Origin of the sequence: Mesorhizobium sp. CA5 (genome assembly GCF_020165105.1) — a bacterium.
Taxonomy (GTDB): domain Bacteria; phylum Pseudomonadota; class Alphaproteobacteria; order Rhizobiales; family Rhizobiaceae; genus Mesorhizobium.
On the sequence record NZ_JAIUHJ010000019.1, the window covers coordinates 72,682 to 93,784 of the forward strand.

General features: G+C 59.8%; 21 protein-coding genes. 11 read left to right on the top strand and 10 right to left on the bottom strand.

The features are described from left to right. The first annotated feature begins 69 nt into the window (after positions 1-69). On the top strand, positions 70-1,839 hold the full coding sequence (ligD, locus tag LB529_RS22625) for a DNA ligase D (RefSeq protein WP_224638757.1): 1,770 nt from the start codon (positions 70-72) through the stop codon (positions 1,837-1,839). 294 nt (positions 1,840-2,133) lie between these two features. After that, positions 2,134-2,325 (top strand): hypothetical protein, encoded by a 192-nt coding sequence (locus LB529_RS22630; protein WP_140721597.1) that lies wholly within the window; start codon positions 2,134-2,136, stop codon positions 2,323-2,325. Positions 2,326-2,512: 187 nt separating this feature from the next. Here the strand turns inward: LB529_RS22630 and LB529_RS22635 are convergent, their stop codons facing one another. The 3 genes from LB529_RS22635 to LB529_RS22645 all read right to left on the bottom strand — a co-directional run bounded on the left by LB529_RS22635 (position 2,513) and on the right by LB529_RS22645 (position 5,341). Next, on the bottom strand, positions 2,513-2,797 hold the full coding sequence (locus tag LB529_RS22635; protein WP_224547915.1) for a PilZ domain-containing protein: 285 nt from the start codon (positions 2,795-2,797) through the stop codon (positions 2,513-2,515). A 181-nt stretch (positions 2,798-2,978) separates the two neighbouring features. Continuing rightward, the gene (locus LB529_RS22640; protein WP_224712364.1) at positions 2,979-3,638 is read right to left on the bottom strand and encodes a hypothetical protein; all 660 of its coding nucleotides are present in this window, start codon (positions 3,636-3,638) and stop codon (positions 2,979-2,981) included. Between the two features lie 443 nt (positions 3,639-4,081). Continuing rightward, positions 4,082-5,341, bottom strand: a complete 1,260-nt coding sequence (locus LB529_RS22645) for a GGDEF domain-containing protein (protein ID WP_224638755.1) — start codon at positions 5,339-5,341, stop codon at positions 4,082-4,084. Between the two features lie 2,402 nt (positions 5,342-7,743). On the opposite strand from LB529_RS22645, the gene LB529_RS22650 reads away from it, so the two are divergent. Beyond that, positions 7,744-8,481, top strand: a complete 738-nt coding sequence (locus LB529_RS22650) for a Crp/Fnr family transcriptional regulator (protein ID WP_224608037.1) — start codon at positions 7,744-7,746, stop codon at positions 8,479-8,481. A 15-nt stretch (positions 8,482-8,496) separates the two neighbouring features. Further along, positions 8,497-8,736 carry a DUF6894 family protein gene (locus LB529_RS22655; RefSeq protein ID WP_224608034.1) on the top strand — a complete coding sequence of 80 codons (240 nt, stop codon included), beginning with the start codon at positions 8,497-8,499 and terminating at the stop codon, positions 8,734-8,736. Positions 8,737-9,375: 639 nt separating this feature from the next. On the opposite strand, the gene LB529_RS22660 is transcribed toward LB529_RS22655, so the two are convergent. Beyond that, positions 9,376-9,843: an Lrp/AsnC family transcriptional regulator gene (locus tag LB529_RS22660; protein WP_140721070.1), complete on the bottom strand. Its 468-nt coding sequence runs from the start codon at positions 9,841-9,843 to the stop codon at positions 9,376-9,378. A gap of 126 nt (positions 9,844-9,969) precedes the next feature. Between LB529_RS22660 and LB529_RS22665 the strand changes: the two genes are divergently transcribed. The 3 genes from LB529_RS22665 (at position 9,970) to LB529_RS22675 (ending at position 14,482) form a co-directional block, all read left to right on the top strand. Further along, the gene (locus LB529_RS22665; RefSeq protein ID WP_224638753.1) at positions 9,970-12,351 is read left to right on the top strand and encodes a transketolase; all 2,382 of its coding nucleotides are present in this window, start codon (positions 9,970-9,972) and stop codon (positions 12,349-12,351) included. A 128-nt stretch (positions 12,352-12,479) separates the two neighbouring features. Then, positions 12,480-13,415 carry a kinase gene (locus tag LB529_RS22670; RefSeq protein ID WP_224638750.1) on the top strand — a complete coding sequence of 312 codons (936 nt, stop codon included), beginning with the start codon at positions 12,480-12,482 and terminating at the stop codon, positions 13,413-13,415. Then, positions 13,409-14,482: a PLP-dependent cysteine synthase family protein gene (locus tag LB529_RS22675; protein ID WP_224638747.1), complete on the top strand. Its 1,074-nt coding sequence runs from the start codon at positions 13,409-13,411 to the stop codon at positions 14,480-14,482. The genes LB529_RS22670 and LB529_RS22675 overlap by 7 nt, the downstream gene beginning before the upstream one ends. On the opposite strand, the gene LB529_RS22680 is transcribed toward LB529_RS22675, so the two are convergent. Continuing rightward, positions 14,477-15,814 (bottom strand): threonine synthase, encoded by a 1,338-nt coding sequence (locus LB529_RS22680; protein WP_224638744.1) that lies wholly within the window; start codon positions 15,812-15,814, stop codon positions 14,477-14,479. The genes LB529_RS22675 and LB529_RS22680 overlap by 6 nt on opposite strands. Before the next feature lie 127 nt (positions 15,815-15,941). Here LB529_RS22680 and LB529_RS22685 point away from each other — a divergent pair, with 127 nt between their 5' ends. The 3 genes from LB529_RS22685 (at position 15,942) to LB529_RS22695 (ending at position 17,786) form a co-directional block, all read left to right on the top strand. Next, positions 15,942-16,208 carry a helix-turn-helix domain-containing protein gene (locus LB529_RS22685; protein ID WP_140845541.1) on the top strand — a complete coding sequence of 89 codons (267 nt, stop codon included), beginning with the start codon at positions 15,942-15,944 and terminating at the stop codon, positions 16,206-16,208. Between the two features lie 167 nt (positions 16,209-16,375). After that, the gene (locus LB529_RS22690; RefSeq protein ID WP_224712365.1) at positions 16,376-17,104 is read left to right on the top strand and encodes a LuxR family transcriptional regulator; all 729 of its coding nucleotides are present in this window, start codon (positions 16,376-16,378) and stop codon (positions 17,102-17,104) included. 67 nt (positions 17,105-17,171) lie between these two features. Continuing rightward, positions 17,172-17,786 carry an acyl-homoserine-lactone synthase gene (locus LB529_RS22695; protein ID WP_224638741.1) on the top strand — a complete coding sequence of 205 codons (615 nt, stop codon included), beginning with the start codon at positions 17,172-17,174 and terminating at the stop codon, positions 17,784-17,786. A 455-nt stretch (positions 17,787-18,241) separates the two neighbouring features. Here LB529_RS22695 and LB529_RS22700 read toward each other — a convergent pair whose 3' ends face one another. The 3 genes from LB529_RS22700 to LB529_RS22710 form a co-directional block, all read right to left on the bottom strand. After that, positions 18,242-18,559, bottom strand: a complete 318-nt coding sequence (locus LB529_RS22700; RefSeq protein WP_224712369.1) for an SDR family oxidoreductase — start codon at positions 18,557-18,559, stop codon at positions 18,242-18,244. Positions 18,560-18,669: 110 nt separating this feature from the next. Beyond that, positions 18,670-19,095, bottom strand: a complete 426-nt coding sequence (locus tag LB529_RS22705; protein WP_224608012.1) for a type II toxin-antitoxin system VapC family toxin — start codon at positions 19,093-19,095, stop codon at positions 18,670-18,672. Next, positions 19,095-19,337 carry a type II toxin-antitoxin system Phd/YefM family antitoxin gene (locus LB529_RS22710; RefSeq protein WP_224608009.1) on the bottom strand — a complete coding sequence of 81 codons (243 nt, stop codon included), beginning with the start codon at positions 19,335-19,337 and terminating at the stop codon, positions 19,095-19,097. The genes LB529_RS22705 and LB529_RS22710 overlap by 1 nt, the downstream gene beginning before the upstream one ends. A 249-nt stretch (positions 19,338-19,586) precedes the next feature. Between LB529_RS22710 and LB529_RS22715 the strand changes: the two genes are divergently transcribed. After that, on the top strand, positions 19,587-19,922 hold the full coding sequence (locus tag LB529_RS22715; RefSeq protein ID WP_224638727.1) for a hypothetical protein: 336 nt from the start codon (positions 19,587-19,589) through the stop codon (positions 19,920-19,922). Between the two features lie 104 nt (positions 19,923-20,026). Here the strand turns inward: LB529_RS22715 and LB529_RS22720 are convergent, their stop codons facing one another. Next, positions 20,027-20,443, bottom strand: a complete 417-nt coding sequence (locus LB529_RS22720) for a curlin (protein WP_224608004.1) — start codon at positions 20,441-20,443, stop codon at positions 20,027-20,029. Between the two features lie 237 nt (positions 20,444-20,680). Further along, positions 20,681-21,082 (bottom strand): curli-like amyloid fiber formation chaperone CsgH, encoded by a 402-nt coding sequence (gene csgH / locus LB529_RS22725; RefSeq protein ID WP_224608001.1) that lies wholly within the window; start codon positions 21,080-21,082, stop codon positions 20,681-20,683. Between the last annotated feature and the right edge of the window lie 21 nt (positions 21,083-21,103).

Below are 21,103 nucleotides of genomic sequence, written 5' to 3' on the forward strand. Positions count from 1 at the left end.
AATTTTGCTAAAATCTTCGGAACCGATTGCTCCGGCCCGGTTTGAATCCCGGTTCAGGAGTTCGAGTGCATGCGTAAATTGACCGGTCACCTCGCCTTCATCGAGTTCCAATCACCGACGCTGGTCGAGAGCGCTCCTGCCGATACGGACTGGCTGCACGAAATCAAATACGATGGCTACCGGACCGAGCTTATCGTTGAAGGTGGCGCGGCACGTGCCTTCACCCGTCGGGGCTATGACTGCTCGCATCGGTACAAACGGATCGTCCAGGCGGCGGCGAACCTATCGGTCAAATCCGCAATCCTCGACGGCGAAGCGGTCGTCCTCGGCAAGACTGGCTTGCCGGATTTCCAGGCTCTCGAGCGGGAGCTGGCAAACCCGAGCTCGCCGAAGCTCATGTTCTTTGCGTTCGATCTTTTGTACCTCAACGGCCGAGACATTCGACAGCAGCCGCTGATTGAGCGCAAAGCTGCTCTGCACAGGCTCCTGCAGGAAACGGCTCCAACGCTGACCTTTGTCGAACACCTGGACATTAGCGGCAAGGACGTGTTCGACCATGCCTGCCGCATGGGCCTGGAGGGGGTGGTCTCAAAGCGGGCTGACTCTCCCTACCGTTCCGGTGTCCAAACGAGCTGGCTCAAGGTGAAGTGCGTCAAGAGCGACACGTTCCCGATTGTGGCTTTCGTCGAAAAGCTTGGCGCGCAGCCGCGCCGCGTTGCTTCCCTGTATATCGGCAGATGGGAGGGCGAGCGGCTGCTTTATGCTGGAAAAGCGCAAAGCGGCTATACGCTGGAGGCAGCCCGGCGAGTTCGCGAGCGGCTCGATCCGCTCATCATCAGCAAATCGCCTCTTTCGGAACCCATCAAAAAGCCTAAAGCAACTTGGGTGCGGCCGGAGGTGCCGGCTGAGGTGCAATTCAGTGGCGTGACCGACCGGGGTATCTTGCGCGAGGCGGTGTTCAAGGGATTGCGCGAGGATCTCGCTGTGATCCCAGCGAAGCCGCCGTCGCTCTCCAAGCGCAGGTTGGAGAGCCAACATGGCGTTCCTGGCGAGAACATTCTCCAGCTGCTACCCGATGCGGTTGCACCTTCCAGGGAAGAGCTTTTGGGCTACTGGCGGCGGGTGGCCGACCGAGCGTTGATTCATCTGGGCCGAAGACCATTGAAGCTGGTTCGCCATGCGTACGGGGCCACCTTCTATCACAAGGGGCCGCTGCCGCCGATCCCTGCGTCGGTGCACCAGCTGCGGGTGCAAAAACGCGAAGGTGGCGAAGGTGTCCGGGTTTGGGTGGATGACCTTGACGGACTGCTCGGCTTGATCGAAATGGATGTCATCGAGCTTCATCCTTGGAATGCCACGATTGACGACATTGAACATGCCGACCGGCTTGTCCTGGACCTCGACCCTGGCGAGGGCGTCTCCTGGGATGCGGTGATCGAAGCCGCGCTGTCGCTACGCGCGATCTTGGAAGCAACTGGCTTGGACAGCTGGCCGAAGCTCACCGGCGGCAAAGGTATTCACTTAATGGCACCGCTCGCCGCGAAGATGACTCATGACAGGGCGCGGCAACTGGCCAAATCGCTGGCCCAATGTCTCGTTGATGCCGATCCTGACCGGTACCTGTTGTCAGCCGACCCGGCAGCGCGGAGAGGCCACATTTTTCTAGATTACCTTCGCAACGGCCGAGGCAATACCGCAGTTGGTGCGTTCTCACCTCGATCGCGGCCCGGCTTTCCGATTGCGCATCCAGTTACATGGAAACAGGTTGAAGTCGGCATTAGGCCGGACGTTTTCACCATGAGCCATCCGTTTAGAGCCGCTGCTCAAACGGCGGCTTGACTGTAAGAAAGAGCACGGCAGGGTCCTGTCGATGACGTCCGCGTCGCATTCGAGGCTGCGGCGCGCTAGGAAGGGATGGTTTTCGATCGAAAGAAAAGCCCGTCGCAGCTAATGAGCGTAAGCGACGGGCTTTCCGGGACGAAAGAGCAGCTACACCTCGGCGGATCGACTGCTTCGCTTAAATCATCAAATCGTGAATGCGTTCTATGATGGGACACTTTTTTGTTCGATGCCTTGGGAACCAAATCCGAGTTTGAAAGTTGCGGCCGCTGGGGGAAAAGAGATTCCCAGCCAATGTCAGACAAAAACCAGACGATACCGATCGTCCAAAAGCTCGTTCAAGAAACCGGTATTGCTGAGGCGCAGGCCTACGAGCTTGCCCTCCTAATTGGTATGAATTGGAACTCGCTCGTGCGAGAGGCGAAGCTCATTCGCGCTGCGGCAAGGGCCGAGGTCGCCCAGGACGGGCCGCCTGTCGAGAATTGACGCGCTAGGAACCGAAATATTTTTCCTGACCACCAGTCCGCCGGTCACGTAGAGGCTTAGAATCTGATCAGCCCATTGTGCTGGAGGACATACGGAAGGATCAGGACCATTCCGATCCCACATACCCATAGGATGGCTTTGTTCATTCCGATATCCGTTGAAGGCCACGCCGAACATTATCGATCCGTCAGCCATAGTGAAGCTTCGGCTTGCTTTCGGTGCCGGTAAATTGAACGCCGATCCTGTCGTTCTTCCGCCAGCGTATCACGCACCGGTAAGCGATCCCATCGACCGGGACATAGAGTAGAAATTCTGCCGGGACCCTAGTGTCGGCCGGCACTTTCAATTCTGCTCCAGCCGCGTGTTGATTGCGGATCGTGCACGTGGTTTCCGAGTTAGTAATGCTGGTGATGATCGTCGCGCCCTTGAGAACACGCTTCCGATGTTCGCGACGGTGGTCCTTTTCCGACAACGTGGATTCCTCCGGGCATAATCAGCGCCGATCGACCCCGAAGCCGCCCCTTCTTATCACGAACGAACCGCGGACGGCGAAAAGCCCGCCGCGTTGTCGCAGCGGACTTCCAACCGGCTGGAGGCCGGAGAGTGTCACAACGGGCCTCCTGCCTGTTCACACTTCCGTCCTGCAGGCCAGACTATCGGCGCGAAATCATCAGGCACAGTTGGCGCAGGTCCCGATCGTAGCTGTCCTGACTGCCCAGCACATCGACACAACGATTTTTCATCCGAGCCAATTGAGTGCCAGACAAGCCAGAGACAGCGCTGGCCACCTTGGGACTCGTCGGGTTAACCGGGCTTGTCAGGCCGCTCGGATTGGTTCCTACCCCGACCCCGGCAGTAACGCCGTTGCCGACCCCAACACCAACTCCGATGCCCGTCCCACTGGTGCCGCCTACCGTAGCGCCTAAGCCAGCCGTGACGCCGCTCGCACCGCCCACTGTCACCCCAGCGCCTGCGTTCACCCCGTTAGAGCCGCCTAGGGAAGCACCAGCTCCGGCATTGGCACCACTTGATCCGCCAATGGAGGCACCGAGCCCGGCGTTCACCCCATTGGAGCCGCCCAAAGAAGCTCCAGCCCCGGCGTTGGCGCCATTTGATCCGCCAATGGAGGCACCGAACCCGGCGTTCACCCCGTTGGAGCCGCCCAAGGAGGCCCCAGCCCCGGCATTAACACCTCCACTGCCGCCGACTGATGCGCTGACGCCAATTCCGGCTGCATTTGCGGACACGCACATAATCGCGATGACAGCACCACCCGCGAAAGTTTTAGCAAGTTTTCCGAAGACGCTGGCCATAACATTCTCCTGTCGTTGCTTTGAGCACCTGCAACAAGCCATTTGCCGTTACTCAAATTAGTACGCCCCGAGGTACGGAGGGTTTCCGCGCAGAAGCATGAGCCGCAAGATATGGTTTCTCAGCGGTTAATATACTCGGAATTTTAATGTCCTCGTCGTGCTACCGCTGCCAAGCCGTTGTCCTCCGATGTTGGCTTGGCGGCATGGCGGGGAGGGTTGGTGAGATTGCGAGCCTGACGAACCCAAACTGCGGCGGCCGACGGCGTGGAGATCAGGGGAATCGCTAACCTTCGAATGGCGAGTCATGTTCGCCAATGCTGCGAGCCGCGCGTTGCAGGTCGAGCGGCGCTTGGCTTAGCCATGATGAATACGCACATTCAACTCACGTAGATTGAAATGCCAACATATTCCGGAACGGCCCACTGCGGACCCGCTCGAGAGCATCACCGTGTCGAGCGAATATGTTTACGTCCCGCTGGGTCGGGTGTGTGGAGCAGCACCCGGTTCCGGCCGGTTTGCTTGGCCAAATAGAGTGCGGCGTCCGCTTTACCCTGTAGCTGCTCCGGTGAAATGGCTTCGTCAGCGGTCTGAACTGCAACTCCAATGCTGAGAGTGACGCTGCGCGAGACGCGCGATCCTGGGTTGGGCAAAGCGGCGGCCTCAACGCTCTTACGAACCCGTTCAGCCACTGAGACAGCCTCTTCCTCTGTCACCCCGGGCAGCAGCACGAGGAACTCTTCCCCACCGTAGCGGGCAACATGATCTCGATCGCGCCTGACGTTTTCCTGGATAATATTGGCGACCTCCACCAGACAGCGATCGCCGTCGGAATGGCCGAGATGATCGTTCAGCTTCTTGAAGTGATCAATGTCGCACATCAGCATCGCCGCACCGTCGAGGCAACGTTTGTCATTTCCCCACAAGTGCTCGAGTGTTTCAGTCATCCAGCGCCGGTTGGCGATGCCCGTGAGCGGATCGGTCTTCGCCAGCAATTCCAGTCGATTGTTCGCTTTAGCCAATTCGGCGACCCTGCGCCGGTCGCGCAACTCAAACAGGAAAGTCTTTTGAGCGAGAATTGTCATGATGCGACGGGCTGCAACCGTCGCGAAGATGCCGCTGGCGAAGAACAGCGTTCCATCGATCGCGCTGCCATGCTCAATGGCCGGATTCTGCACCTGAAACACGAGATACAGTCCGAGCGCCAGCGCCGCGATCGCGACCGTCCAGGCCAGCGGGATGCCGAAGATGATGATGGCTGTAATGGCTACGAACAGCATGACGTTCAATTGCCGTTCATAGAACTCGCCGCCAGCGGCTACGCCGACCAAGGCCACCGACAGCAAAATCAGGAACATACCTGTAATCAGCGAACCCCCTTCGAGCCAGGAAGGGCGCGGCTTTCGCCATGCTAGAACCACTGCGACGACGACGGGCGGGATGATACCTGCAGGCAGCAGCATAGATTGCGCGATTGCGGTTGGGAGCATCAGCATGTTGAGCGCCAGCGTTAGCATATCCAACACGGCCACCCAGATCATCCAGGCGCGGATGATCTTCGCCGTTTGCGGCCAGACACGTGCCCGAAACAGCCGCCTGACCTCACCTTTGAGGCGGATGTCGCGCGTTCGGCGCGCCAGAAGCCGGTCGACTTCAGCAATTAAGGCAGGATCATCCTGCACATCGATGTGCGTAAGATCTGACACAGTCGAGAGGCCTTACGCTTTCTCCTGATCATCCATTCGGACCCCACCCGGAGTTCCGTAAAGCCCAAGCGTGTCAAACTATCCTGAAGATTTCATTTCCAGGCGTGGTGTGTTCCAAGATCCTAGGCTGCAGCCAAGGACGTGGGCATCCGCCTTACCGGCGCACCGTGCTCTGCGCGAGATCAACTCTTGGATTCTGGTGTCTCGCGTTCGAGAGTCCTTCGGTCGTTCGTGTTCTGAGATGGCGCGTCGCCGCGCCTTAGGTTTCCGCAGCGGTTTTTTGCTTTGCGTCAAAACATCAAATGAGATTAGTTTCTCATGTATTCCGCTCAGGGAGCTCTGCATACCGATTTCTCAAGGAGCTAACCAAGCTGGCGTGTTCAGTTCGGCCGAGATCGCCTTGTTGGCACGCGTGCTCGAAGATTGAAACCGATGGTCAATCGCTTCAGCGACGTGAAGCGCTCGTGTCTCGCGTTGTAGCAAACTGTCAGGCAGGAATTAGAGACGAGGAAGAATTGGCATCGGCCTCAAAGCTGCCGCTCGGACGCTAATGTCCATACCTAGGCGGCCAAATATTGGCAGGTGCCTAGACTAGGCCTTCTTGGCAATGCGGAGCTTTGAAAGCAATTTCCACAATTCCGTCTCGTCAGTTATTCCCCTATCGAAGGCTGCAATAACTTCGCACGCAAGATGTTCCCTCTGCTCCTCGTCTTTGAGGGCCAGACGTCGCTCTCTGCACAGTTGGTCGAATACCCTCTGAAGGATGTCGAGATCGCAAGGCGCGTATACGCCGCTGTATTTCTTGAAGCCCACTGCGCTTCTGTCCCCCCGGACCCGAGCAAACTGAACTGTATGATCGCGCTCCGTGCCAAACTTGGGCGCTAGTAATCGCATGCCGCGTAATCCGAACGAGTGGCGATATTTGGCCCTTCTGCCGCCTATCGGAACCGCTCCAAATCTGGACCCGAGAGCATGCTTTTGTTGCGCTCAGCCGCTCTGGCGATTGCGGCATCGATCTCGTGGCGTATTGGGCCTGATTCCAGCGTTGCGCCAAAATTGCGTATCTTCAGCGAGTTGAATGATCCACGTTGAATTCACGCGGCCTCCTTCGTCCACGCGTGACCGCCAGAAAGCCGCTGGAGCGACTGGCCATGCCGTCGAGCCAGGTTCCTCTCGGCGTCAAGCAACTCGTGCTCCCCAGTCAAGCCGTTCATAAAAAGCTTGAGCAAATGGGACGCTAAGCGTTCCCCTTGTTCCGAAGCCGATAAAATGCCGCGCTCAGCGCAGATCGCCCGAAGAACCCGAGCTAGCATCTCGATTTCGCTCGCCTCCAAAAACCGACCTGGATACAGCATGACGTCCGCTCCCGAAAAGCCCGTTGATCGGGCGTTTACGCGACGTCAGGTACGGCACGCGATTACCTATGATAGTCTCATTCTTTTTTTTCCGATCTAATGCCGCCAAGACTCCTGTTCCGGGCGAGAGGCCGTTGGAGCAGGAACAATTCTGTCCATGCACGCAAACCGCGATGCAAAGGTTCCGGGTGCACAAACTATCGGTGACGAGACGATGATGCCTTCTAGAGCTCACGAAAACTCCCTTGAGCAGGGAGGCGTCGCAGCTCTCGCCAAGACTCGAGTTCAGCAATTTCAGTGGTGCGCAAGCTTAGAACGGTTTCTTCATGCCCCGATAACATGTGTTATTCAGCGGGAACAGGTCACGGCCTAGCTTGGAGGTTCAGGAAAGGCCCAGTGGCATGCGGGGAGGCACCATGAATTTCGTGAGAAATGGCGTCGGTCCGTTTGAGGCCGCCATGGTCGCGGTCATGACCTTAGCGGCGATCGGAATCATACTCGTCATTGTCCTAGGGATTTACTGAATTTCCCTCCGTCCGTTCATCGTCAGATCACGAATGCCCGCCAGTCACGCCAACGCAACAGCTCGATCCCACCCGCACAATCAAAGAAGATCAGGACGTGAAGGATCGCGTCTGTGCGCTCCGGCACCCGCCTACATGGATTGGCAGCCGCCGGGGGCGGTGCAAGCGCGAACGCCGCTTAGAAATCATCGGATGAGCGGAACGACATCGAACGGCGTCGTTACCGGGCGTTGCGAATCATATCTCTTTGGAACCACGCTTATGCCGATTACCTCGGGGCGCGACCTCGTGCAGAGGCTTCTGGAGAAATCATTACCGAGGCACAAGCGCGAGAGTTGGTCTCTCTACTCGGCACGAATTGGTCTTCGCTCGTCCGAGAGGCCAAAGCCATCACCAAAAAACCGAGGCCGGGACTGCGCTCGTAAGACATTTCCAAGCTCGCGCTTGGCAGCAAAGCCGCCCGCCAAATGGAACATTACCGCCTAATCCAGGTTCGGTACGCAACTCAACCCGGTCACCCAACTTGGCACATGTCCTTTCCCCGAACGTTTTGATCCGTAAGCTTCAGAACATCTCCGATCTGACCCAGTCAGATATAGCTATTTTAGAAGGCATTCCGCTTTCAAAGAGGGACTATCATGCAAACGAGGATATTGTACGCGAGGGCGATCGACCTACTCATTCATTTGTGGTCTTGGAGGGCTTGGTGGGATCCACCAAGCTTACCGGCGACGGCAAACGGCAGATCACGTCCTTCTTTGTTCCGGGAGATATTCCCGATCTGCACGGTATGCATCTCTCGGTTCTGGACTGCACCTTCTCATCGCTCGCGCGCGCCAGTCTGGGCTTCATGCGGCATGATGCTATGCGAGCCATCTGCGACCGACATGCCTCCATAGCCGCTATATTTTGGCGCTCGACGCTGATCGACGCAGCGATATACCGAGAATGGGTTACCAACGTTGGAAGGCGCGACGCCTATACCCGTATGGCTCACATATTGTGCGAACTGATCGTCCGCCTTCACTCGATGGGGGTTATCAAAGATCATGTAGCCAATCTCCCGGTCACGCAGGCAGCCCTTGCCGACGCGTTGGGCCTGTCAACTGTCCACGTGAACCGAGTGCTTCAGGAGCTGCGACGCAACGGGCTTATATTTACCGAGGGCACCCGATTTCATGCTGTTGATTGGGCCGGGCTCGTCCGAGCCGGAGATTTTGACGCCACCTACTTGCATCAAAGGACCGCAACAACATTCTGATGGCGAGCTGGTGCGATGGCGAGATACTTCTTTGATAGCGGTGATCGCGACGTTGTCCTCAAGGATGAGGTAGGCATCGAATGCGATGGGATCGGGAGCGCGCGTCGTCAGGCCATAGAAGGTCTGGTAGACCTGACGAGAGAATTCCTTAAGGACCTCAATGGCCAGGAGTTGTTCATCGAAATCCGCAACGAGCATGGAGAAAAGCTGGCAAGGTTGAGCCTATCTCTGCATGCGCAACCGAGCGCTCAATGAAGGTTAGGGGTTTCCGTGACTGGCGGCGGTCTTTGCCGCTTGGACGCAGACCACCCTTGATGATCGCTGACCGCCTATGTCGCCCGTAATGAGCATATCGCGACGCCAGAAATTGACAGTCGGCATCACCGCAAGCAAAGCAATTCGACCGCTTGTCAATTTGGAAAGCGCTTGGATTGCTTTGCATTCCTGTACAACCCGCGGTGGCGGAGAACAAAGCGGCGTGGACATGATCCCAGTCCCTGTGGGACAACACTTGCACCGGCTTCTCCGATGAATCAGATCGGAAGAGTTTCGGAAACGTGAGTCGATTGGAAGCCTACGTCCAAGTGAAGAAGCGCTTTCCCGTTCTTATCGAGCAGCGAAATAAAGCCTGCTTGGCCGACGTCCCTTACAGCCACGGCAGCCGGAATCTTGATGGTGCCCAGCGTGGCTTGAACATCGGATAACGGAGTACCTGTCGGCACTTGGCAAATTTGTTTGACATGTGTCGGCAAGGCCGAAATAGGGGTTGCCGCAGCTCTCGCGGGCTGCACGAGCGGGCATACATCTGTCGGTGAAATACTATCGGGGTAGGTGACGGGTGCCCAGCCTCGCTTCAGTTGCCGCCGCCACGGCCGTCGCAGAATACTTGCTCGTTCAAATGGGCAGCACTTCCGAGCGCTTGACCTGGCCCAGGGCAAAGCTGCTTTCGATCGAAGCGATGTTGTCCAGCCGCGTCAGCTTGTCCTTTATGAACCGCTCATAGGCCTCGAGGTCGCGCACCACGATGCGCATCAGGTAGTCGCGCTGGCCGGTCATCAGGTAACAGTCGACGACCTCCGGCCAGCGCAGCACGGCCTGCGAGAAACGGTCGAGATCGTCCTCGCGTTGCCGTTCAAGCTTGATCGACGCGAAAGCGCTGATCGGCAGGCCGAGCTTCTTCTGGTCGACGACCACGGTGTAGCCCTTGATGACGCCGGCGCTCTCCAGGAGTCTGACGCGCCGCGCGCAAGGCGAGGGCGACAGACCGACGGCTTCGGCGAGGTCGTTCGAAGTCGCCTTGGCGTTCTTCTGCAGCGCGGCGATGATCTTCAGGTCGATTGCGTCAAGCGCTGGATTTGGCATCGTTCCCTCGTTTGGGCGTCGTTATTGGCTGGAGCAGCCAATATGATCGATCGGTTTGGGCAAGAATAGTCACATTTGGAAGAGCGACGCAGGTATCGTTGAGCCGCGATTTCACAGGAGCCGACGATGACGATCCTTTCCGAGCTTGAGCGCAAGGTCCTCTGGCTGGCCGTCTGGATGATCCATCACGCCAATCATCTTCGGGCGTCGACGGACGGCCTCAAGGTCGGCGGCCACCAGGCGTCGTCGGCGTCCGCGTCGACCTTGATGACGGCGCTCTATTTCCAGATCCTGAGGCCGCAGGACCGCGTCGCCGTCAAGCCGCATGCCAGCCCGGTATTCCATGCCATCCAATATCTGTTCGGCAAGCAGACGGTTGAGCAGCTGCAGAATTTTCGTGGCTATCGCGGCGCGCAGTCTTATCCGTCCCGAACCAAGGATATCGACGACGTCGATTTCTCGACCGGGTCGGTTGGACTGGGCGTGGCGCAGACCCTGTTCTCGTCCCTGGTCCAGGATTATGTCACGGCAAAAGGCTGGAAGACCGATCGGCCGGAAGGCCGGATGGTGGCCCTGCTCGGCGACGCCGAAATGGATGAAGGCAATATCTTCGAGGCGCTTCTCGAGGGCTGGAAGCACGGCCTGCGCAACACGTGGTGGGTCGTCGATTACAACAGGCAGAGCCTCGACGCGGTAGTGCGCGAAGGCCTGTGGCAGCGTTTCGAATCCATCTTTCGCAACTTCGGCTGGGATGTGGTGATCCTGAAACATGGGACGTTGCAACAGGCCGCCTTCGAGGAAGAGGGCGGCGAAAAGCTGCGGACCTGGATCGATGCATGCCCCAATCAGCTCTATTCCGCGCTGACCTTCCAGGGCGGTGCTGCCTGGCGCAGGCGCCTGCTGGACGATCTGGGCGATCAAGGACCGGTCAGCCGTCTGATCGAGAAGCGCAGCGACGATGAGCTTGCGGCCCTGATGGCAAATCTCGGCGGCCACGATCTGGCGAGCATCATCGATGCCTTCGAGCAAGCGCGCGGACATGATCGTCCGACCTGCTTCATCGCCTATACGATCAAGGGCTTCGGCCTGCCGCTCGCCGGCCACAAAGACAATCACGCCGGACTGATGACACCGACGCAGGTCGACGTGCTGCGGCAAGGCATGGGAGTCCGCGAGGGCCGCGAATGGGACATTTTCGAGGGCCTTGCCTATGACGAGGCTGCGATACGATCCTTCCTCGCGTCGTCGCCTTTTGCGCAGCCAGCCCCGCGTCGTCACAAAGCCCCAGCTGTTCCGGTGCCAGCGCGCATCGGCTTCGGCGCTCAGCCGGCCATGTCGACACAACAAGGTTTCGGGCTTTTGATGCACGAGATCGCAAAATCGGACAGCGAGTTTGCAAGCCGTGTCGTCACGACATCCCCCGATGTCACCGTCTCGACCAATCTCGGCGCCTGGGTAAACAAGCGGGGTCTGTTCGCGCGCGGCGACCAGGCGGACATTTTCCGCCAGGAGCGCATTCCCTCCACCTTCAACTGGACGTTTGCGCCGTCGGGACAGCATATCGAACTGGGCATTTCGGAGATGAACCTTTTCACGATGCTTTCGGCGCTCGGGCTATCGCACTCGCTTCACGGCGAGCGCCTGCTTCCCGTCGGCACGCTCTACGATCCCTTCATCGAGCGCGGTCTCGATGCGCTCAACTATGCCTGTTACCAGGACGCCCGCTTTATCCTGGCGGCGACGCCCTCCGGCGTGACGCTGGCTCCAGAAGGCGGAGCGCATCAGTCGATCGCCACGCCGCTGATCGGCATGGCGCAGGACGGTCTGGCGACGTTCGAGCCTGCCTATGTCGACGAACTGGCAATCATCCTGCGTTGGGCATTCGACTACATGCAGCGTACCGGCGAAGCCGAGCCTGACGACCATACCTGGCTGCGAGATCAGACCGGAGGTTCGGTCTACTTGAGGCTCTCGACGCGCTTGATCGAGCAGCCGACACGCCCGATGGAAAGTAAGCTGGCGCGCGACATCGTCGATGGCGCCTACTGGCTGCGCCCGCCCGGGCCAAACGCCGACCTGGTGATAGCTTATTCCGGCGCAGTCGGGCCGGAAGCGGTACAGGCGCTGGGATTGATGGCCGGCGATCGGCGCGATGTCGGGCTTCTGGCCGTGACCTCGGCCGATCGGCTGAACGCCGGCTGGTCAGCCGCAGCCCGGGCGCGCCAGTACGGCCATCAGCGCGCTTCAAGTCATGTCGAGCGCCTTTTTGCCGGTCTTCCGGCGTCCTGCGCCATCGTGACGGTGTTGGACGGGCACCCCGCGACGCTCGCCTGGCTGGGGTCGGTCCATGGCCACCGTACACGCGCTTTGGGCGTCGAGCATTTCGGCCAGACTGGTACGATCGCCGATCTCTACCGGCATTACGGGATCGATGCGCAAGGTATCATGGCTGCAGCGCAGGCGGTTTCGGTTGGCCGGCCGCTGAGGCACCTCGGCTCCGCCGCCTGACCATCGATCACCCGCCTCCCGGCCGGCTCGTTCGATAGCAAGCCGTCAATACCGGAATTCCTTGAGGGCGGGCATCAGCCGCCGGCGCCATTCTCCTCCGCTGCGAGAAAACCATGGGGGGAATGGAAATGGCTGGCGGCGATCTTATGAGCCGTGAAACGCTGCGCTCTGCGATCGGGACGGGAGCGGCGATCGCGCATCACGGCGAGCTCATCCAGGGCGTCTTCAAGGATGATGGCGGGCGCCTTCATCGCGGGCTGGTCACCCTGCCGATCGCCGCTTTGAGGTCCGAGGCGACCTTTGCCAGAACCGACGGCGATGCGGTCATTGTCCACCCCGATCATAAGATCAAGGCTTCGGCAGCCGCGCGGCTCACACTCGATTTCTTGAATGTAACCGGTGGTGGCGTGCTGACACTTCAAAGCTCGATTCCCGTGGGGCACGGCTACGGCTCATCGACCGCGGACGTCGTCGCTTCCATTCGCGCTGTGGCCGCAGCCCTCAAGATCCAGTTGCGGCCCTCGAGCATCGGGCGTCTCGCCGTTGCCGCCGAGCGCGCCAGCGACGCGATCGCATTCGATGAGCATGCGGTCCTGTTCGCGCAACGCGAGGGCACGGTGATCGAGAATTTCGGCGGCTCGCTGCCGCCGCTGCTACTGGTCGGGTTCAAGGCGAATGGCGGCGTCCCGGTCGACACATTGCAGCTGCCGCCGGCGCGCTACGACAGTGCCGAAATCCAGGAATTCGGCGTGCTTCGGGCGCTGGTGGCGCGCGCGGTTTACCGTCAGGACCCAAATCTTCTCGGACGCGCCGCCTCGGCCAGCGCGGTGATCAGTCAACGGCACTTGCCGAAACAAGGGTTCGACGAGATCGCCGAAATCGCCAGGCGAGCCGGGGCCTGCGGGGTGCAAGTCGCCCATAGCGGCTCGTTGTTTGGTCTGATTTTCGATCTTTTCGCATCGAACCTGAAGCGACGGGCAGCTTTGACCGCACAACAGATAAGACGCGCCGGCTTCAAGGACGTCGAGGTCCATCTGGTCAATGCGGAGGGCTGGACATGGTGACCCTCGCAGTCGACTATTTCAGGGACCTTGAGACCCCACGCCTTGCTCGCCTGGCGCCAAATCTGGTGGCGGCGGCTTTTCCGTTGATGAAGCTGATGCCGGCCCGCTACATTCTGGATCGGGCAGCGTCGAATGGCGAATTGAAGGCAGGCTCCCACATCGTCGAGACGACGTCCGGCACGTTCGGCATGGCGGTGGCGCTGCTCGCGGCGGCGCGTGGCTATCGCCTTACCCTCGTCACCGCTTCGACCCTTATCGACGCCAAATACAAAGCCCGGCTGGAGCGCATCGGCGCCACGGTCATCGCACTTGACGATCCCCGCGGTGACGGCAATCAGCCTGGCCGGCTTGAGCGCCTGCAGGAAATCCTGGCCAAGGAGCCGGACGGCTTCTGGACCCGCCAATACGACAGTCCGGGGAACTGGCTTGCCTATGCGCGGCTGGCTGAACTTTTCATCCGGGCAATGGGAAAGGTCGATTGTCTGGTCGGCTGCGTCGGGACGGGCGGTTCGCTATGCGGCACCGCGTCCTTTCTGCGAACGGTCTTTCCCCATCTGACGGTGTTTGCCGTCGATACCCATTGCAGCATTCTGTTTGGGCAGCCCATCGGCAAACGCATGCTGCGGGGCCTGGGCAACAGCGTTCTGCCGAAAAACGTCAGGCATGAGCTTGTCGACGAGATTCATTGGGTCGGTGCCTATCCGGCGTATCTGAGCGCGCACCGTTTGCTGCGCGAGCACGGGATTTTCATGGGGCCAACCAGCGGCGCCGCCGCGTTGGTGGCGCGGTGGGTCGCAAAGACCCTTCCGGACGCACAGGTCGCGGTCATCATGCCTGACGAAGGTCATCGCCATGCCGAGACCGTCTACAATGACGACTGGCTTGCGACCTTGCCTGGCTGGCCCTGCAAGGAACCGTCTGAGCCGAGGACGCTGACGACAATCGCACCAGCTGCAGAGACGCAATGGACGCGCTTTCTTTGGCTGCGGCGCAGTCTCGACGATGTGCTCCAAACCCAGGCAGCAAGTGCAGTGCCCTCGGCTATTGGTGCGGTGGAGAATCTATGAGACGAGATCCAGCCCGCTTTTGTCGAGCCAGCGCCAGGCATCTTGCGTCGTCTGGAAGATCTGGCCGTGTTCATTCGATCCGGCGGACCGATCGAGGTCCTTGAGTCCGCTGGCGGTCACGACGGCCACGACGCGGTCTGTGGCCGCGACGACCCCTCGATCCCTCAACGTCGATATGGCGATCAGCGGCGTAACCGATGCCAGTTCCGCAAAGATCCCTTCGTCGCGCGCAAGGCGTTCCTGCATCGCGATCAGGCCATGATTGTCGACGGGGACCGCGTGCCCGCCCGATTCGCGCAGAGCCTTCAGAGCCTGAAAGGTGCTGCGCGGGGTGCCGATCGATACGGCAAGGCTGTCGAAGAGCATCTTGCGTTCACTCAAGGCATCGGCGCCGCTGGCAAGGGCGTCCGCCAACGACCCGTGCACCTCCGCCGCGACGAGACGGGGCAGCTGCGTGATGGTCCCTTGCGCGTACAATTCGCAAAAGCCAGCCCACAGGCCGGACAACGCATCGCCATAGCAGACCGGCAGGACGCACCAGTCCGGCGCCGCGCCATCCGATTGCTCGACGATCTCGTAGGCGATCGTCTTGTAGCCCTCTATGCCGAGCGGATGGCTGCCGACGACCGGACCGTGATAGGGCGAGGCGATGAACCAGTCATAGCGGGCAGCCGCCTGTTCCAGCAGTGACCATCGGTCCATTTTGTTGACCAAGGGCAGCACCGTCGCGCCATATTTTCGGATCTGCGCCAGCATCGCGCCGGCCGACCCGGCGAAAGTAGTGACAACGCACTTCAGCCCGGCTCTGGAAGCGTAGGCCGCCAGCGAGGCGCCGGCGTTGCCAGAAGACGCGGTCGCGACGGTCTTCGCGCCACGTGCGCGCGCCACGCTGACCGCGACGGTCGAGAAGCGGTCCTTATGCGACCAGGTCGGGTTCCGGCCTTCGTCCTTGATTGCGAGGTTGGGCACGCCGAGAAGCGCGCCGATGCGAGGCGCGGCAAGCAACGGTGTCAAACCCTCGCCAAGGCTCACTGCATCCGCGGCTGTGCAAGGCAGCATATGCGCAAAACGCCATAGCGAGCGCGAGGCGGTGGCGCCGTCCAGAGGATGAGGGGGAGGACCCGAATAAACCGGCCGAAGATTTGCGGGTGCGGTCTCCTGACACCGCGCGCACCCTTTGGAGTCGATGGTGATATCGGCGGGGTAGGCGGCACCGCATCGGATGCAGACGAATTCCAGAACCCGGCTTTCTTCCCTTCCGGGTCGGCTAATGTCGCCTGAGGAATGCACGGAACTGTTGTGCGCGAGGTCGCGAAACGGCCGGCTCGGCATGGCTATTCCTGTGTCAGGAAACGATGAATTCGCTGGTTGTTTCAAACAGCCAACAGCACCGCTGTCAATGCGGAATGTGCACTATAGTGTGTCGCACCATAGTGCGCGTCGTAGCATCCGTTGTTTGATGAAGCTTCGCGGCGTTTTTGGTTTGAACGTGCAGCGGCTACGGAGAGAAAGAAAACTGTCTCAGGAGCAGTTGTCTTTCGTTTCGGGCCGCACGCGAGCCTATATCAGCAGCGTCGAGGCCGGTCGGCGAAACGCCACGCTGGATACAGTCGAGATCCTGGCGAAGGCTTTGGATGTGGAGCCGCAAGAGTTGATCGCGGCCGTTCCATCGAATCGGCGAGCAGTCCGCGGGACAAAGCAGACGACCCCAAAGTCAGCGGAATGAAGCGCGGTCTGTTCAGCCAGCATTGATACGGCTTTCAGGCTCTGTATCTTTGTGCCAGCTAATTGACTCCTGAAGTGTACATTCGGCGCAAGTCCCATTGAATATATCGCATCTGTGACCGTAAGTTTCTGGCCGGGACGGGGCCTGACTCTTGTCGAGGTCTGCCGATGGAGATCGATAGTCTTGTCGGGTTGTTTGCAGCGATCTCAAGGATCGATGCCGCGTGCTCGGTGGATGGTGTCCTCCAAGAGTTCCGCTCTGCCATCGAGCGTTATGGCCTGCGTTATTTTCTGATCACCGGCCTGCCGGTGCCGCACGACACCGACTGGAAGCGAGAGATCCTGGTCGATGGTTGGCCGCCCGAATGGTATCTTCGCTACATGTCAGAGGATTACTTTTCGCATGATCCCTGCGTCGCGCAGTGCCGGCATTCGCCGAAGCCGTTCCTGTGGGAGGAACTGCCGCCGGCAAAGCTTGTTGCGCGCGCAAAGCTGGTGATGGACGAAGCGGCGGATTTCGGAATGGGCCAAGGCCTCTGTGTTCCCGTCCACGTGCCGCTGGCGGGCCCAGGCGTCGTCACGGCAGCGGGCGATCGGATTGAAATAGCGCCGAGCGTCGTGCCGTTCATCGAGACGCTTTGCGTGCATACGTTCCGACGCCTGTCAGGGCTGGAAGAATCCGGCCAGTCCGTTGAGGCCGCGCCCTTGACGCCGCGCGAGCGCGAACTCCTGGAGTGGAGCGCCGAAGGCAAGTCGAACGAAGACATCGCCTGCATCCTGGGCGTCACAAGGAACACGGTTGAGAGCCATCAGCGCAACATTCGAGGCAAGCTCGATGCAGCCAACGTCTCGCATGCCATCGTCAAAGCTCTGCGGCGACAGGAAATCCAGATTTAGCAATACCTGAATACCATCATACGGGCATGAAGCGTGTTTTCCTACGACCTCCACTTTTGGAGGCGTCATGGTCCGTATTCATCTGGTCACCTGGGAAAACAGGAAGCGGTATAGAAAAGTGCTGGAGCGCTATTTTCGTATCCGGTACGACATTTACGTCAAGCATAGACGATGGCGCGCCGTCGCCCGGCCCATCAACATCGAGATCGACGCATTCGACAACGAGCATGCGCTTTATGTTCTGGCGCTCGACACCAACGGCAAGATCGTCGGCGGCTCCCGTCTTGTACCGACGCTGGAGCCGCATCTGATGAGCGAGGTCTTCCCAGTTCTCGCCGGCGGCACGCCTCCGAGAGCGGCTGAAATTTTCGAATGGACGCGTTTTTTTGTCGTCCCATCGCTTCGCACGCACGGAGCGTCGTCGCCGATCGCCGGCTTTGTTCTGTGCGGCCTTCTTGAGACGGCGCAAAGTCTGGGGATTCGACAGATCAGCGTGGTGTGCGAAACATTCTGGCCGAAACGCCTGCGTGCGCTTGGCTGGACGCTTTTCGAACTCGGCAACGCTCTCGAGCATCCGGATGGCGACATTATCGCGCTGCTGATCGATGTCACGCCTGAGGCTATTGAGCAGACGCGCCGCGCTTATGGCATCAGCGGCGTCATACTTGCGGATAAAATCTAGGCTGATTGCCACCGGCAGCTGAAGGTTCGCTCGCCAGAGGATATTGTCATCGCGCCCATTTGCGCGGTAGTCAGCGCTACGATGCATAGGAACCATAGACACATATCTCAGCGCTCCTAGACTGCACTAGGAAGCTCGGTTCCTGACCTGCTCCTGCGTCGAGGCTTGAGCTTTCGAGTTGGGCGGATCTCACAATGTGAGCAATGCACTCGCTGCAGCATTGAACATCGGGCTGTCATCTCAGATGAAGCGCAGGGGCATCAGAAAACCCTGGCTGTTCGGGCCTTTTCCTTGTAGCATCGAACGAGAGTCCAGCGTCGTTTCAAGTCGCCATGTTGAACCTGTCTCGGCCTGCAGCGACAGCCTTGAGCAACGGAAGCAAAAACTCCGCTGAGGGCCTCCGCAGGTGATCATTAATTAGAGCGATGGTGAAGATCTGAGCCGCGGCATCTATTTCACCGGCAAGTGCATCCGCCGTCGATGGGCAGGTGGACCCCGGTGATCATCGAGGCTGCGTCGCTGAGCAGGAACACGATCGGGCCGGCGACCTCATCCTCGGTCGCCCAGCGCCCGAGCGGCATCTGCTTCAAGAATGGCTCAGCGACATGCGGCTGGCTCCAGTGGCCGGACGAGATCGGCGTCATCACCACGGTCGGGTTCACGCTGTTGACGAGGATGTTGTATTTGCCCAACTCCAGCGCCGAGCAGCGGGTGATGTTTTCGAGCGCTGCCCTGGACGAGCCGCAGGAAATGTGCCCCTCGAGCGCAACCAGCGCCGCCTAGCTGGAGACGTTGACGATCGCGCCGCCCTTGCGGATCGCCACCATCTGGCGCACCGCCCATCGGCGCCCCAGGCAAGGTCAATGGGCCAGGAGGGGCATGATCATGCCAGCAGTTGTGTCGGCACACCGAGCACTGGCCCGGCTGTGGCAAGCCGTTGGTCAAGGGTGTACACCGTCGTTCCATGCTCCGACGCCGTCGCGAGATGCAATGCATCACCGGCACGAAGCCCCAGCGTATGCTGATCGACGAACTTCGCCGCCGCTCGAAACTGCCCGCTTGTGACCGAAAGCACGGTGAAGCTCTCGGCGACCAGCTTGTTGAACATTGCCAGCGCTGCGGCACGCTGCTCCAGGTTGATCTGCCCGGTCCGTAGCTTGACCGCCATGGCAGAGGACATCTCGGTGATCGTCCAGTCGCTGATCAGAAGCTGAGCAGGATCCTGCTGAGCGAGCCATATTTGGGCGCGTGGGGTCATCGCTTCGTTGGAGAGCGCCGCCACGATCAGCGACGTGTCGAGATAGAGCATCAGTAGCGATCGCCATCGCGCATCGACCGCACCAGATCGGCGGCACTTTGAGCCTCCGGCGGCATGCTTGCCGTCAAGGATCGGAGCAGGGCGGCATCGATCCGCATGCGTGGCCTGGCCGCCGCTGTGAGGCGGGCGACTGGCTTGCCGCGTCGAGTAATGTCGATCGAATCACCAGCCTCAACTCGGTCAACGAGTTCGCTCAGATGTGCCTTGGCGTCCGCCAGATTGATAGCGTGCATGTCATGCTCCTGACCATGTAGATGGTCATATAGCGTACTGGATCAAAGAAATCTAGTGGGAGAGAAATCGGGTAGTGCAATCCGGACCTGAGGGCTCGGTCTGGTCCAATGGACAACCCCCTGAAAGCTCACAGCTGGGTCAACTTCAACGCTCATATGTTCAGCCGAAAATCAAAGTGATCACTGCCGCCCCAAATTGCCCCAATCAGCGGGTTTTCCGGCCTTAACTCTGAGACGATGGAGAGGTCGATGAAATTGCCTGTTCTTGCTCTTGCCGGCGGCATGCTGCCAATGATGCCTTCGGTCCAGGCGGCGCAGATGATCGCGGCGCCAGATATAAATAGGCTGGTGCAAGAGGCGCATGTGACATGCGCCTATCTCACGGAAGACGGCTACTGCGTGCGGCCGCACAGGAAGCAGAAGTATTGGAAGCCTAAGCACCATTACCGGCAAATCTACCGCACCTATGAGTCGCAGCCGTCAGACGAGTATCAGTGGCGTTATGAACATCCGCGGCCAATTATCCGCGTCGTACCAAACTACCCGCCGCAGGATGAAGATGACTGGGACGACTCGGACGATTGAGGCAGTCTGATGCCGGTGGTCCGTTTGCGCCTGCGGCCCCAGATCGACGGCGGCGGATGCGTGGCGGACAGTTGTCACGCATCCGCAACCGCGCAGTTTCGTTCCTACCACCCGAACAGGAGAGCCGCGCCGCTCTGCCTGTCGCCGGCCTGCACGACGTTTGCTTCGGTGTTTCGGCCAAACTGGAAGATACCGTAGGAACTGTCGTTGCCGTCCTGCCGCAGGGTGGCCGAGTGTCCGCTGCCCTCCTGTCGAACTATGCCAAGATTGCGGGCCCCGTCCTGATCTATGCCGGCACGGTTGTTCCAGCCGCGCTGCCGTATGTGGGCGCCGCTGCGCAGCCCTTTGTAGGCCGAATAGGCGCGCAGACCGAAATCCAGCGCCCGCGCATCGCGGGCCGTCGGAGGCGAGTAATAGAACCCGATCGCGCCGCCCGCCCTCGCCGGAGCGGAGACAAGGGGCAGACCGACGGCTGTCGCGAGCGCGATGGCTGCTATAAGTTTTGTGACCTGGCGGTTCATGATGCCTCTCTTTGTGGTTTCATCATCTGATGAGCCACAGTCGCACAGCGAAGCTGAACCGTGACGGAAGGTTTCGTTCAGCCGCGGTTCAAGACATGGAGCGGCGTGAGCTTCGGCGCACCGTCAAAGCCCAAATTGTTTTGTTGCATCACTCCGGAAGGAAAAAACCCATCGTGTAAGAAGAAAGGGCTCCGGTCGCCCGGAGCCCTTCTTTCGATTATCGAAGACAGACGGCGCTCAGTTCGCGCCGGACACCTGTTTGAGGCAGTTGACGCTGGCCCCGCCTGCAGTCACCTTCAGCTTAACGTCGTAGGCAGCGCCATTGGCTCCCACGCTCATCCGGCCCACTGACGCCGGATTGCCGGGACCGGCCTCGAAGGCGCCGCCCTGGCTGATTTTGGCGGAGCCGGACGTTCCGCCCCCGGAGACGCTGACCGTGTAAGTGCCGGTGATTTTCCTGTCGGCATAAACCACGGGCTCCAGCAGGATAGCGTCGCCTTGCACTGTGTCCCGGATCTCGCATCGCAGCGGCTCGTGACTCGAGCCGTCCTTGTCGGCCGTCGCGGCGGTCGCGGCGGCGACCATGACAGCCACGAGCGCGGCCGACACCGCTGCTGCTCGCTTTTCCAGTCTGGTCATGAATGATCTCCTAGCGATTGC